At 40.9% G+C, this 12,960-nt stretch carries 13 protein-coding genes and 1 tRNA gene; 6 read left to right on the top strand and 8 right to left on the bottom strand.

Annotation, left to right across the window (positions count from 1 at the left end):
- Window positions 1–90 precede the first annotated feature (90 nt).
- The 7 genes from ushA to hemA form a co-directional block, all read right to left on the bottom strand.
- Window positions 91–1,752: a bifunctional UDP-sugar hydrolase/5'-nucleotidase UshA gene (gene ushA / locus QQJ93_RS16100; protein WP_089122527.1), complete on the bottom strand. Its 1,662-nt coding sequence runs from the start codon at window positions 1,750–1,752 to the stop codon at window positions 91–93.
- A gap of 187 nt (window positions 1,753–1,939) precedes the next feature.
- Window positions 1,940–2,806: a 3-deoxy-8-phosphooctulonate synthase gene (kdsA, locus tag QQJ93_RS16095; RefSeq protein WP_089122526.1), complete on the bottom strand. Its 867-nt coding sequence runs from the start codon at window positions 2,804–2,806 to the stop codon at window positions 1,940–1,942.
- Window positions 2,807–2,863: 57 nt separating this feature from the next.
- Window positions 2,864–3,679 (bottom strand): SirB1 family protein, encoded by an 816-nt coding sequence (locus QQJ93_RS16090; RefSeq protein WP_089122525.1) that lies wholly within the window; start codon window positions 3,677–3,679, stop codon window positions 2,864–2,866.
- Between the two features lie 70 nt (window positions 3,680–3,749).
- Entirely contained in the window at window positions 3,750–4,130 is a 381-nt protein-coding gene (locus QQJ93_RS16085) for a SirB2 family protein (protein ID WP_089122524.1), read from the bottom strand.
- Between the two features lie 70 nt (window positions 4,131–4,200).
- Entirely contained in the window at window positions 4,201–5,049 is an 849-nt protein-coding gene (gene prmC, locus QQJ93_RS16080; RefSeq protein ID WP_089122523.1) for a peptide chain release factor N(5)-glutamine methyltransferase, read from the bottom strand.
- A gap of 5 nt (window positions 5,050–5,054) precedes the next feature.
- Entirely contained in the window at window positions 5,055–6,143 is a 1,089-nt protein-coding gene (gene prfA / locus QQJ93_RS16075) for a peptide chain release factor 1 (protein ID WP_089122522.1), read from the bottom strand.
- A 130-nt stretch (window positions 6,144–6,273) separates the two neighbouring features.
- Window positions 6,274–7,533, bottom strand: coding sequence for a glutamyl-tRNA reductase (hemA, locus tag QQJ93_RS16070; RefSeq protein ID WP_089122521.1), 1,260 nt, complete (start codon window positions 7,531–7,533; stop codon window positions 6,274–6,276).
- 256 nt (window positions 7,534–7,789) lie between these two features.
- On the opposite strand from hemA, the gene lolB reads away from it, so the two are divergent.
- Genes lolB through QQJ93_RS16055 form a run of 3 tightly spaced genes read left to right on the top strand, consistent with a single transcriptional unit; the run spans window position 7,790 to window position 10,344 of the window.
- Window positions 7,790–8,452: a lipoprotein insertase outer membrane protein LolB gene (lolB, locus tag QQJ93_RS16065; protein WP_160117465.1), complete on the top strand. Its 663-nt coding sequence runs from the start codon at window positions 7,790–7,792 to the stop codon at window positions 8,450–8,452.
- Window positions 8,452–9,372, top strand: coding sequence for a 4-(cytidine 5'-diphospho)-2-C-methyl-D-erythritol kinase (gene ispE, locus QQJ93_RS16060; protein ID WP_416376233.1), 921 nt, complete (start codon window positions 8,452–8,454; stop codon window positions 9,370–9,372). Before lolB ends, ispE begins: the two co-directional genes overlap by 1 nt.
- A gap of 27 nt (window positions 9,373–9,399) precedes the next feature.
- The gene (locus QQJ93_RS16055; protein WP_027697493.1) at window positions 9,400–10,344 is read left to right on the top strand and encodes a ribose-phosphate pyrophosphokinase; all 945 of its coding nucleotides are present in this window, start codon (window positions 9,400–9,402) and stop codon (window positions 10,342–10,344) included.
- A gap of 65 nt (window positions 10,345–10,409) precedes the next feature.
- On the opposite strand, the gene QQJ93_RS16050 is transcribed toward QQJ93_RS16055, so the two are convergent.
- Entirely contained in the window at window positions 10,410–10,628 is a 219-nt protein-coding gene (locus tag QQJ93_RS16050) for a hypothetical protein (protein ID WP_089122518.1), read from the bottom strand.
- Window positions 10,629–10,819: 191 nt separating this feature from the next.
- Here QQJ93_RS16050 and pth point away from each other — a divergent pair, with 191 nt between their 5' ends.
- The 3 genes from pth to QQJ93_RS16035 all read left to right on the top strand — a co-directional run bounded on the left by pth (window position 10,820) and on the right by QQJ93_RS16035 (window position 12,910).
- Window positions 10,820–11,410, top strand: coding sequence for an aminoacyl-tRNA hydrolase (gene pth, locus QQJ93_RS16045; protein ID WP_089122517.1), 591 nt, complete (start codon window positions 10,820–10,822; stop codon window positions 11,408–11,410).
- Window positions 11,411–11,479: 69 nt separating this feature from the next.
- Complete coding sequence (ychF, locus tag QQJ93_RS16040) at window positions 11,480–12,571, top strand: redox-regulated ATPase YchF (protein WP_089122516.1); 1,092 nt, start codon at window positions 11,480–11,482, stop codon at window positions 12,569–12,571.
- A 262-nt stretch (window positions 12,572–12,833) separates the two neighbouring features.
- Window positions 12,834–12,910 (top strand) — tRNA-Met (locus QQJ93_RS16035).
- Window positions 12,911–12,960: the final 50 nt, after the last annotated feature.

The raw sequence follows: 12,960 nt of genomic DNA, 5'->3' as shown, positions 1-12,960 counted from the left end.
TTAGAAGCGCTTATCTTTAGAAACTAAAACAGCGCTGAAGTGAGCGCTGTTTTATTTTAAATAAACTGAACTTCAGTTCAATGATTTAGCTTATTTGATATATTTAATCTCACCATCCGGCTCGTAATCGGCTGCATTGATTGGGTTATGTGTTTCTAGGTAGTCTTTTAATACTTCTGCATCAACAAACCCTGTATTCACAAAGCCCGGCTTATCATCAATTTTTGGATAGCCATCACCACCCGCAGCATTAAAGCTTGGGATAGAGAAACGGTAGATTTTATTTGAATCAAGCGGCTTGCCACCAATAACAACATTGCTCACTTTGTCTTTCGTAACCGTCATAGATATACCAGCAAATTGCACGTAGGCACCAGAATCAACAGGTTTAGTGGCCACTACATTGAGGTAATCCAACACATCACTGCCTTTCATATCCATATAGGTAACGATGTTGCCAAATGGCTGCACTTTAAGAACGTCTTTGTAAGTAATATCACCCGCAGCAATCGAGTCACGTACGCCGCCCGAGTTCATAATGGCAAAATCCGCGTTCACTCGTTCCATGTGCGCTAAGCCAATTAAGCGACCTAGGTTAGTTTGTTGGAAGCGCACTACGTTGCGATCCCCTTCAAGCTTGCCGTTTGAATAAGAAATTTGAACGTTTAGTTGCTCTTGGCCTTTGTCTTGATATGGCTGTAAGAAAGCTTTTAGCTCAGGATCTTGTGGGATTTCAGCTTGTACTAACTCTTTTTTCTTCTCACCATTTACGTTGATGGTTTTCTTTAAATTTACCGGAATAAGGTTATAGCTCACCATGTTGAGTTCACCATTTTTGAACTCAAAATCGGCGCGACCGACATATTTACCCCATTCGTGTGCTTGTACAATCCAAGTGCCATTTTGTTTATCTGGTGCACATTCATCACCCGGCTTGTAGTCTTGTTTTCTGTGGTTTTCAGATTCCATACACACTGGCTCTTGTGAGTGTCCACCGACAATCATATCCAATTCACCTTGGGGTAAATAGCGCGCTAGAGTGACATCACCCGGCGCATTGGCACCACTTAAACCATTGTCATAGTGGCCCATGTGAGTCACCGCGAAAATCAGATCGGGCTTTTCATTAGCTTGAAGTTGCTCAATCACTTTCTTAGCTTCAGATTTCGGATCTCGAAATTCAACATCGCCAATATATTCAGGGTTACCAATCTTGGCGGTATCTTCGGTAGTTAAACCGATGACCGCAATTTTGATCCCTTGTTCATCGAAAATTTTATAAGGCTGGAATAATCGCTCACCGGTTTTTTTATCGTAGATATTGGCAGAAAGCATTGGGAAATTAACCCAATCACGCTGCTTCATCAGTACCGATAATGGATTATCAAATTCATGATTCCCTACCGCCATTGCATCGTAGCCAATTTTATCCATGCCTTTAAAATCAGGCTCAGCATCTTGCAAGTCCGACTCAGGTACACCGGTATTAATATCACCACCAGAGAACAGTAAAACATTGCCCCCTTCTGATTGTACTTGCTTCCGAATGCTATCAATTAAGGTTTTACGTGCCGCCATGCCATATTCACCATCTTGGTTATGCCAGAAGCGACCATGGTTATCATTGGTATGCAGTACGGTAAGCTTATAGGTTTTGTCCGCTTGCCACTCATGCCCTGATTGATTAGAACAAGCGACAACGGAAGCTAAAGCAATCGCAACGACTGACGTTTTTAGTACAAAATGTTTCATCGATGAATACCTGTTAAGAGTGTGAAAAGAAAACTTTAAGTGACAAAAGTCTAATTCATTGAATATGCTTACGTATTAGAAACACATAAAAATGATAAATCGATCACAAATACATAGTGAGTAATATCAAAAACAAAAAAACCAGCCCGTTATAAGCTGGTTTCTAAAGAAGAGATTGAAAGTAGTATTATCGAATATCGATATGCTCAAAGCCTTTGATTAAATCATCAAGCTCTTTCATTTGCTTCAAGAATGGTTCTAGCTTATCTAGTGGTAATGCAGACGGGCCATCACATTTCGCTTGGTCTGGATTTGGATGTGCTTCGATGAATAGACCCGCAATACCGGTTGCTAGACCCGCTTTAGCCAGTTCTACTGTTTGCTCACGGCGGCCACCAGAAGCGGCACCAGAAGGGTCACGCATTTGCAGTGAATGCGTCACATCAAAAATGATTGGGCTACCGTTTGATGCATTTTTCATTACACCAAAGCCAAGCATATCAACCACTAGGTTGTCATACCCCATGCATGAACCACGCTCACATAAAATGATTTTATCGTTACCGCATTCTGCGAATTTATCAACGATATTACCCACTTGATTCGGGCTCATAAATTGTGGTTTCTTCACGTTAATTACTGCGCCAGTTTTTGCCATTGCTTCAACAAGGTCAGTTTGACGAGCTAAGAAAGCTGGCAATTGAATAACATCCACCACATCAGCAACGGGTTGAGCTTGTGCTTCAGTATGTACGTCAGTAATGATTTTCACACCGAAGGTATCTTTCAGCTCTTGGAAGATTTTCATCCCTTCTTCCAAGCCTGGACCTCGGTAAGAATGTACCGAAGAACGGTTAGCTTTATCAAAAGAGGCTTTAAATACGTATGGAATACCTAGCTTTTCAGTGACTTTTACATAGTGCTCACAGATTTGCATCGCAAGGTCACGAGACTCAAGTACGTTCATGCCAGCAAAAAGAGTAAAAGGTTTATCATTAGCAACTGGGATGTTGCCAATATTAACGGTTTTCTGTTGCCCTGTTTTGGATTGCATATTTGCTCGCTCCGTCGTTCAAACGTTTTGTTTGAAATTAATGAGTTATGTTTAATATTAATGAATAGTAACTTGATGCCCGCTTAATGCGTTCACCTGAATTTTAAGCATTTCAGAAGAGGGATCTTCCGGACAGCTATCAATGAAAAACTGGAAATCTTCCATTGCTAATTGCTGACAATCTAGCTGTTGATAAATAAAACCGCGATCGCGAATTTCATAAGGATCATCTGGTACAAAGCTTAGCGCAATATCGGTACACATTAATGCTTGAGCAAAATTATCTTCACGCAACAAAGCACCTTTAATGACCGCTAACCAACGACCTAATACACTAGGATTATCACAAGCGGCTAGATCTTGCGGCTTTATTTTGGCTAATGGGCCTTCATAACCAATCAACCAAGCACGTAAAATAGACTTAGACACATACTCGCCATTAAACGGGTTAATGTACAGTGGCGTCTCATGCGGCCAATTCACTTTAACAATAAATTGACTCGGAAAGCTTACACCTACAATCGGAAAACCTAAACGCTCACCAAAATAAACTAATAGTGCACCTAAACTAACCGGAATACCTTTACGACGCTTTAATACCAACTCAACTCGCGCATTACAGGAATCAAAAAATTGCTCACTGTCACCGGAAAAATTCCAATCGTGGTAAAAAAAGCGTAAGAAAGATTCGAACTTTTGCTTTTCATCAGTTTCATGCACTAGCGCATGTTCAAGCTCTTCAAACATGGTATTTAATGTATGCTTTACCCATTGCTTATCAGTTTCAGGAAAAATTAACGCATTTAACGCTAACGCACCTTCCACCAAGCTGCATTCATCAATTTCTTGTTCAAATAATTCTAAATCAGTCATTACGTCAAACTACTCAAGTTAAAGCTATCGGTTTCGAGTTGAAGTTATCAATTTCGAGTTAAAACCGTGTTTATAACGTCGGAACTTTAGTCATGGCAAGATGTGCTGCCCAATACAGCCAGCCTAAAGCACCAAAGAATGCCACGCTACGAATAACTTTATTCTTACCAAGCTTCAGAGCAACAAAGCCTAGTGCGATATACACTAAAACGCAGCTGATTTTTTCTGTTAACCAAGCACCAGCAGCGGTAAACGGCATAAAACCTGTGATAAAAATAAGCGAAATACCCGATAATAATAAAACGGTATCAACAATATGCGGCGTGACTTTAAAAAACTTTTTATGAAGTAATGGCGAATCCATCATCATTAAAATATAACGAACCGTTAAGAATAAAACACTGAGTGCAATGGCCAATAAATGTACATGCTTCATTGAGGTATATAACATTGTTTATCTCTTCCTTTGATAGTCAGCATCATGCTAACCGTTGTCTTTATTCAATCTTTAGTCGATAGTTTTAAGCGTTCAACCAACAACCCAGTGTTACACGGTCATTGTGACCATAATCTTGTTCCGTCGTAACTTGTTGATAACCAGCATCTATTAGAATTTGGCGCACATCAGCACCTTGATCGTAGCCATGTTCCATCAAAAGCCAACCACCCGATTTTAAATAATGACGCGCATTAGTAGCGATATATCCAAGATCAGCAAGCCCTTTCTCTTCAGCGACCAATGCAGTCAAAGGTTCAAATCGCACATCACCTTGGGCAAGATGCGGATCCATCTTATCAATATAAGGTGGGTTACTCACAATACAGGCAAATTCAGCCCTATCATCTAATGGTTCAAACCAACTACCTTGCAAGAACGATGCATTAGCTAGGTTGAGTTTTTGTCCATTACGTGTAGCAAGTTGTTGTGCTTGTGGTTGCAAATCGATACCAATCACATTACGTTCAGGAAATTCAGACGCTATCGCTAAAGCAATGGCCCCGGTCCCTGTACCTAAGTCAAGAATATCCCCTTCAACTGTGGAAATTTTTTCTAACGCTAATTCTACCAATCTTTCTGTATCAGCTCGTGGAATTAAAGTAGTAGGAGCCACTTCCAGTGGTAATGACCAAAACTCTCGTTCTCCCACAATATAAGCTACCGGCTGGCCCTCGATACGCTTAGCTAACAGTTCATCAAAGTGAACTTGTTGGGCAGTCTCAAGTTCTCGCTCTGGCCAAGTAAGCAAATAACTACGAGGTTTATCCAATGCGTGGCACAGCAGTACCGCGGCATCAAGAGCAGGCGTATCTGAACCACTGGCGATCAATGCTTCAATCGCCGTTTGTAGATTAGCTTCAATACTGGCCATTGAGGTTAGTATTGCTCGGATAGTGCAGCTAATTGATCGGCTTGGTATTCTTGAATTACTGGATCGACCAAGCTTTGTAGATCGCCTTCCATCACTTCACTTAAGCGGTATAAGGTTAAGTTAATACGATGATCAGACACGCGGCCTTGTGGGTAGTTATAAGTACGAATACGGTCACTACGATCACCAGAACCTAATAGATTACGACGAGTATCAGACTCTTCTGCCGCACGTTTAGCTTCTTCCGCTTGAATAATACGGGCAGCAAGAACCGCCATCGCTTTGGCTTTGTTTTTATGTTGAGAACGCTCATCTTGACACTCAACCACTGTACCCGTTGGTAAGTGGGTAATACGAATAGCAGAATCGGTGGTGTTAACGTGCTGACCACCTGCACCTGATGAACGGAAGGTATCAATTTTCAGATCAGAAGCTTTAATCTCTGGGATTTCAGCTTCTGGGATTTCGGCCATTACCGCAACGGTACAAGCTGAAGTGTGTACGCGACCTTGTGATTCCGTCGCAGGAACACGTTGCACACGGTGACCACCTGATTCGAATTTCAACACACCATAAGCACCATCGCCATTGACTTTAGCGATCATTTCTTTGTAACCACCATGCTCAGCTTCATTGCTGCTGATCACCTCAATTCGCCAACCTTTTTTCTCAGCAAAACGGCTATACATGCGGAATAAATCACCGGCAAAAATACCCGCTTCATCGCCACCAGCACCAGCGCGAATTTCTAAGAAACAGTTACGTTCATCATTGGGATCTTTTGGAATCAATAAGATTTGCAGTTCGTCAGATAGACGCTCAATCGCCACTTTTGATTCTTTAATTTCTTCTTGCGCCATTTCACGCATTTCAGCGTCATCTTCTTGCGCCATTTCTTCCGCTGCGATTAAGTCTTCTTGCGCTTGTTGGTAAGCTTGGAAGCATTTAGTCACTTCTTCTAATTGAGAATATTCTTTAGACAAAGTGCGAAATTTATTTTGGTCGCCAATGACATCAGGGTCACCAAGCAAATGTTGAACTTCTTCATAACGCTCAACCAGTGTTTCTAATTTAGTCAAAATTGACGATTTCATAATCTAGTTCTTTTTTTAATGTTCAATAAAAGGGGCGTTTCATAGCAACTGTGGTTAACAAACTACTGTGGTTAACAAGCTTCGTTGAATAAACCGCATTCAAAACTTAATAGTCATTGCTTTAATATAGCTAATGCTCTTCTAAACCTAAGCTTTGACGAATGATGGCAAGTTTTTCTGGTTCACCTTGCTCTGCAACGACTTGCATTGCTCGTGTTGGGGTATGAATTAAACGGTTAGTCAGTTTATTACTTAATTCTCGTAATACTTTTTCGGGATCACCACCGGCAGCGAGTGCATTGAGGCTTTTTTCCAGTAAATCATTTTTAATGCCATTAGCTTGTTCGCGATAATCACGGATGCTATCTACGGCTTGTAATGAACGCAGCCAAGTCATAAAGGCCGCACTTTCTTCCGAAACAATGGCTTCAGCTTGAATTGCTTCTACTTTTCGCTGCTCAATGTTCTTATTAACAATGCCTTGCAAATCATCCACGCTATACAAATAAGCGTCATTTAAATCGCCGACTTGGGATTCAATGTCACGAGGAACGGCAATATCGACCAATAACATGGGTTGATGTTTGCGTTTTTTCAACGCAGATTCAACCATACCTTTACCGATAATCGGTAGTGGGCTAGCAGTTGAGCTGATCACAATATCAGCTTCAGCTAAATGTTCTGGGATTTCCGATAAAGTAATGGTTTCACCACCAAATTGATCGGCTAAAGTTTTTGCGCGTTCAAGCGTACGGTTGGCGACAATAATCTTTTTACATTCTGTTGATGAAATATGTTTTGCGACTAGCTCAATCGTCTCACCCGCACCAACCAATAACACGGTAACATTTTTCATCGATTCAAAAATTTGTTTGGCTAAAATGCACGCCGCATAAGCAACAGATACCGCACTACCGCCGATTGCAGTTTCCGTTCTAACTCGTTTCGCCACTGAAAATGCTTTATGAAAGAGTTTTTCTGTCATGCCGTTAACCGCGTTAAGCTCGGTAGATTCAGCATACGCTTGCTTTACTTGACCTAAAATTTGCGGCTCGCCAAGTACTAAAGAATCTAAGCCACATGCCACACGCATTAAATGACGCACAGCAGCTTGTTCTTCATAGGTATATATACTTGACATCAATTCATCGGAATCTAGCTGATGAAAATTCATCAACCAATCAATAACATAACCTTTAGCTGTGCCTTTTTTTACATCACAATAAATTTCAGTTCGATTACACGTGGAAACAATCACACCGCTTTTTATGGTGTCACTAACCGCTATCTGCGCTAATGCTTCAGACAGTTTTTCCGGTGAAAATGCAATTTTTTCTCGCAACTCAACCGACGCTGTATTGTGATTGATACCAATAGCAAGCAAGGACATCTAGTGAGGACACTCTGAAATTTATTATAAAAGGGACGCAATTTTACTTGATGGGACATATTAATGAAAGAGGCATCAGTTTTTATTAGTACTTTTCTAACATCAAACCCCAAATAGAGTGATACAAAAGATTGAAATAACAGCACTGTCGACTATCAAATTACAGCTGAAGGTTAAATATTCCATTACTAATGCTCTCACCACGAATAGAATGGTATAGTTAACGCTCAACTATGAACTGCCAAAGGAAGCCGCTTTGTTTTCTCATTTCGCTTTTATTCGCACCACATTGAGTGCTCGTTCCCCTATTCAACACCTAACCACCATTTTATTGGCTACATTTGTACTTATTTTATCTGGTTGTAGCAGTGTACCGCCCACACAAGAAAACTACTCTGTCGATTGGCAAAATCAGAAAACGGTATTGGAACAACTCGACACCTTTAAAGCGACCGGTAAGATTGGCTATAAAGATCCAGAGCACCGTCAATCTCTGAACTTCATTCTCAAACATTCCAATTCTTTTAGTGAACTCAAGCTATTATCGGTTTTTGGACAAACCGTCCTCACTGTTCAGATGACGCCAACTGGCGCAATGGTGACTAATTCCGATGGTAAAGTTCAAACAGCGCAACAAGCTAATGCTTTGATTCAAAACTTAACTGGCTTAGCCATTCCAGTGAGTCAATTACCCGACTGGATTAAAGGTCTTCCGACCCAAGCGGATAACGTCACATTCAATCAATCGAATACAGTTGAAAGTTTAAATAAGATGATCGATGGCCGCGATTGGACACTGTCTTACTTAAATTATCAAAGCGTGATGAATAAACAACAAAACATCACTTTGCCAAAACAAATGCTATTACACCAAAGCGACACCGAAATTAAAATCTTGATCAGTAAATGGATTCTATAATGTCCCAACACTCAACGCTTACTCAGATTGAATGGCCTTCACCTGCAAAGCTGAATTTATTTTTATATATCACAGGTCGCCTCGATAATGGCTACCATGAATTACAGACTTTATTTCAATTTATTGATTTTGGTGACACCTTAAAATTCTCTACTAACCTACTTGGAAACATCACCATTAGCCCTGAAATTTCAGGAGTGCCACTAGAAAGCAATTTAATTTGGAAAGCGGCACAAGCACTGAAAGATGAAGCGAAATTACAAGGCATACCGAATGCGAAAACTTTAGGTGCCGACATTCATCTACATAAAGTACTGCCAATGGGTGGAGGATTAGGCGGCGGCTCCTCAAATGCAGCAACTACCTTAGTGGTATTAAATACTGCATGGAACTTGAATTTTTCACTCGACAAACTCGCTGAACTCGGCCTTAAACTAGGCGCTGATGTACCGGTTTTTGTACGAGGTCAAGCGGCATTTGCAGAAGGTGTAGGAGAAAAGCTCACCACAGCGACACCCAATGAGAAATGGTACCTTGTGATCAAGCCTGAAGAAAATATTGCAACAGCAGATATTTTCACTCACCCAAATTTAACGAGAAATACGCCAAAGCAAGATCTTACAACGCTTTTACAGCAACCTTACGGAAACGATTGCGAAAAAATCGTCACTTTGCTCTATCCGGAGGTTGCTAAGCAACTTTCATGGCTGCTACAATACGCGCCGTCGAGATTAACCGGAACGGGTTCATGTCTTTTCGCTGAGTTTGATACTCAAGATGAAGCTGAAAGTGTTCTTGAAAAGCTCCACAACCAAACAGAATCAAATAGTGTCTTCGGCTTTATTGCCAAAGGGGTGAATACTTCACCACTTCATAAGACTTTGGCTGACTACAAACAAGCCAACCACAACTCAATTTAAAACTGGACGCAACCCGAGGTTTCCACCGTGCCTGATATGAAGCTATTTGCTGGTAACGCCACACCTGAACTAGCCCAACGTATTGCAGATCGTCTTTACATTTCCCTTGGTGACGCAACTGTTAACCGTTTTTCCGACGGCGAAGTCGCTGTACAAATCAATGAAAATGTTCGTGGTAGTGATGTATTCATCATCCAATCTACCTGTGCCCCAACCAACGACAACTTAATGGAATTAGTCGTAATGATCGATGCAATGCGCCGCGCTTCTGCGGGTCGTATTACAGCGGTAATTCCTTACTTTGGTTACGCACGCCAAGACCGTCGTGTCCGTTCAGCTCGTGTTCCAATCACTGCAAAAGTTGTTGCAGACTTCCTTTCTAACGTTGGTGTAGACCGCGTTCTAACTATCGACCTACACGCAGAGCAAATTCAAGGCTTCTTCGATGTTCCTGTTGATAATATCTTCGGTACGCCAGTACTAATGGAAGATATGAAGTCTCGTAACCTTGAAGATCCTGTTGTTGTATCTCCTGACCTAGGCGGTGTTGTACGTGCTCGTGCAACAGCAAAAATGTTAGATGATACTGACATCGCTATCGTTGATAAGCGTCGCCCTCGTGCTAACGTTTCTGAAGTTATGAACTTAATTGGTGATGTTAAAGGTCGTGACTGTGTGATCGTTGATGATATGATCGATACCGGTGGCACACTATGTAAAGCAGCGGAAGCTCTTAAAGAGCGCGGAGCTAAGCGTGTATTTGCTTATGCCACTCACGCCGTATTCTCAGGAAAAGCTGCTGAAAACATCAAAAACTCTGTACTTGACCAAGTAATCATTACTGACTCAATTAAGTTATCAGAAGAGATGAAAGCAACGGGTAAAGTTACTCAATTAACGCTTTCAAGCATGCTTGCTGAAGCCATTCGTCGTATTAGCAACGAAGAATCTATTTCTGCGATGTTTAACTAAAGATTGGCAAATACTTAGATAAAAAGCCACTTTACTTCGAGGTAAAGTGGCTTTTTTTATTTAGTTTACTTCAACCAATCATTAACTCTTTTAGCTACATCTTCCGTAAAATTATGAGTAACATCTTTCAAGTGCGCTTTGGTTTTCTTTATTTTTTCTTCTAACTCTTTTGATTTTTGGCTAAAGTCTTCCAAAGAGTCAGCCTTGGCTTTAGCTAAATCTGCTTCAAATTCTTTTTTCTTGGCTTCAAGTCGTGCAGCTAGTTTTTCTTTTTCTGAGATCATAAAGTTCCCTTACTTTTATTAACTATCTTTTAATCTAGCACCATATAGCATATTAACCATCGAACCCATCACAATATGGCATATTTAAAAAACTCCCAAAGTCCTCAACGAAAAGCCATTACACCTACGACATCACGTCATAAAGTGTGTTATCATGCCGCGCTTTTTAAATTTGAAAAGAGAACTAGACTTTGATTCAACCTATCAAATTACTTGTTGGTCTGGCGAATCCTGGGCCTGAATATGCAAAAACACGCCATAATGCAGGTGCATGGGTGGTTGAAGAATTAGCTCGCGTCCATAACGTCACGCTAAAAGATGAAAGTAAGTTTTATGGTTACACCGGACGCATTCTGGTCAATGGCCAAGATCTGCGATTACTGATACCAACGACCTTCATGAATCTGTCTGGTAAATCCGTTTCTGCTCTCGCTAAATTTTACCAAATAAAACCTGAGGAAATCATGGTTGCTCATGATGAGCTAGACCTTCCTCCGGGTGTTGCTAAATTCAAAAAAGGTGGCGGGCATGGCGGCCATAACGGCTTAAAAGATATTATTGCCAAGCAAGCTAACAACAAAGATTTTTACCGTCTTAGGATAGGTATTGGCCACCCAGGACATAAAGACCGCGTGGCAGGTTATGTTCTCGGTAAAGCCCCAACCAAAGAGCAAGAGTTACTCGATGCAGTGGTCGATGAGTCAGTAAGGAGCTTAGACATCCTACTCAAAGACGGCTTAGCAAAAGCTCAAAATAGATTACATACTTTTAAAGCTGAATAAGTCATTTTACGAATCATCAAATTACAACATAAGTCGGCTAACGATGCCGAATGAAAGAAGGTTAATATCATGGGTTTCAAATGTGGAATCGTCGGTTTACCAAACGTAGGTAAATCAACTCTATTTAATGCACTAACCAAAGCTGGCATTGAAGCGGCTAACTTCCCTTTCTGTACGATTGAGCCGAATACGGGTGTCGTACCTGTGCCAGATCTACGTCTAGATGCGTTAGCTGAAATTGTTAACCCTAAACGAATTCTTCCAACGACTATGGAATTTGTTGATATCGCAGGTTTAGTTGCGGGTGCATCAAAAGGTGAAGGTTTAGGTAACAAATTCCTAGCTAACATCCGTGAAACTGATGCGATTGGTCACGTTGTTCGCTGCTTTGAGAACGAAAACATCGTTCACGTTGCAGGTCGCATCTCACCAATTGAAGATATCGAAATTATTAACCTTGAACTTGCTCTAGCTGATTTAGATAGTTGTGAGCGTGCAATTCAACGCCAAGCTAAAAAAGCAAAAGGTGGAGATAAAGACGCTAAATATGAAATCACAGTACTAGAGAAATTACTTCCAGTATTCACTGAAGGTGGCATGGCTCGCTCTGTAGAATTAAGTAAAGAAGAGCTTGCTGCGGTAGGTTACTTAAACTTCCTTACGTTAAAGCCAACCATGTACATTGCTAACGTCAACGAAGATGGTTTTGAAAATAATCCATTCTTAGATCAAGTGCGTGAATACGCAAAAGGCGAAAATGCAGTTGTAGTACCGGTCTGTGCAGCGATTGAATCTGAAATGTCAGAGTTAGACGAAGAAGACCGTAACGAGTTTTTGGCTGATTTGGGTATTGAAGAACCAGGTTTAAACCGTGTAATCCGCTCAGGTTATGAATTACTAGACTTACAAACCTACTTCACTGCTGGCGTACAAGAAGTTCGCGCTTGGACGATTCCTGTTGGTGCAACTGCTCCACAAGCTGCTGGTAAAATCCATACTGATTTTGAAAAAGGATTTATCCGTGCCGAAGTCGTTGGCTATGAAGATTTTATCCAGTTTAAAGGTGAAAGTGGCGCTAAAGAAGCCGGTAAATGGCGTTTAGAAGGTAAAGATTACATCGTAAAAGATGGCGATGTTGTTCATTTCCGCTTTAACGTATAAATAGCAAACATTCTTTTTTTTTAAGTTTGTATAAAGCCAGCCATTTGCTGGCTTTTTTATTATTTGAATTAAGTCTTTGAAAGACGGTTCTTTTGAGAAAAGTTCTCTTTAAGCACTAGTATTTGCTCACAAACAACGCTTTTTGTTTAAAAAAAAGTCGAACAATTCAAGAATGCCAATTTATTAAAAAAAACTGTTGACGCTTGCGGCCCAGATACGCATAATGCGCTCCGTCCTTGAGACACAGGGACAACAAAATTTAGGCTACGTAGCTCAGTTGGTTAGAGCACATCACTCATAATGATGGGGTCACAGGTTCGAATCCCGTCGTAGCCACCATATTTTAAACGATGCTTTTATAAAGGGTCGTTATTCGATAAGCAAGTTTA

It is taken from the genome of Vibrio algivorus, from assembly GCF_030161215.1.
Classification (GTDB): domain Bacteria; phylum Pseudomonadota; class Gammaproteobacteria; order Enterobacterales; family Vibrionaceae; genus Vibrio; species Vibrio algivorus.
The sequence above is the reverse complement of the archived record's forward strand: the minus strand, read 5'-3'. Positions and strand labels throughout refer to the sequence as shown.

Coding starts and splice junctions, on each gene's coding strand:
- QQJ93_RS16050 (WP_089122518.1), bottom strand. CDS start 10,628: ATGATCTCAGAAAAAGAAAAACTAGCTGCACGACTTGAAGCCAAGAAA.
- kdsA (WP_089122526.1), bottom strand. CDS start 2,806: ATGCAATCCAAAACAGGGCAACAGAAAACCGTTAATATTGGCAACATC.
- prmC (WP_089122523.1), bottom strand. CDS start 5,049: ATGGCCAGTATTGAAGCTAATCTACAAACGGCGATTGAAGCATTGATC.
- ushA (WP_089122527.1), bottom strand. CDS start 1,752: ATGAAACATTTTGTACTAAAAACGTCAGTCGTTGCGATTGCTTTAGCT.
- QQJ93_RS16090 (WP_089122525.1), bottom strand. CDS start 3,679: ATGACTGATTTAGAATTATTTGAACAAGAAATTGATGAATGCAGCTTG.
- hemA (WP_089122521.1), bottom strand. CDS start 7,533: ATGTCCTTGCTTGCTATTGGTATCAATCACAATACAGCGTCGGTTGAG.
- ispE (WP_416376233.1), top strand. CDS start 8,452: ATGTCCCAACACTCAACGCTTACTCAGATTGAATGGCCTTCACCTGCA.
- prfA (WP_089122522.1), bottom strand. CDS start 6,143: ATGAAATCGTCAATTTTGACTAAATTAGAAACACTGGTTGAGCGTTAT.
- QQJ93_RS16085 (WP_089122524.1), bottom strand. CDS start 4,130: ATGTTATATACCTCAATGAAGCATGTACATTTATTGGCCATTGCACTC.
- ychF (WP_089122516.1), top strand. CDS start 11,480: ATGGGTTTCAAATGTGGAATCGTCGGTTTACCAAACGTAGGTAAATCA.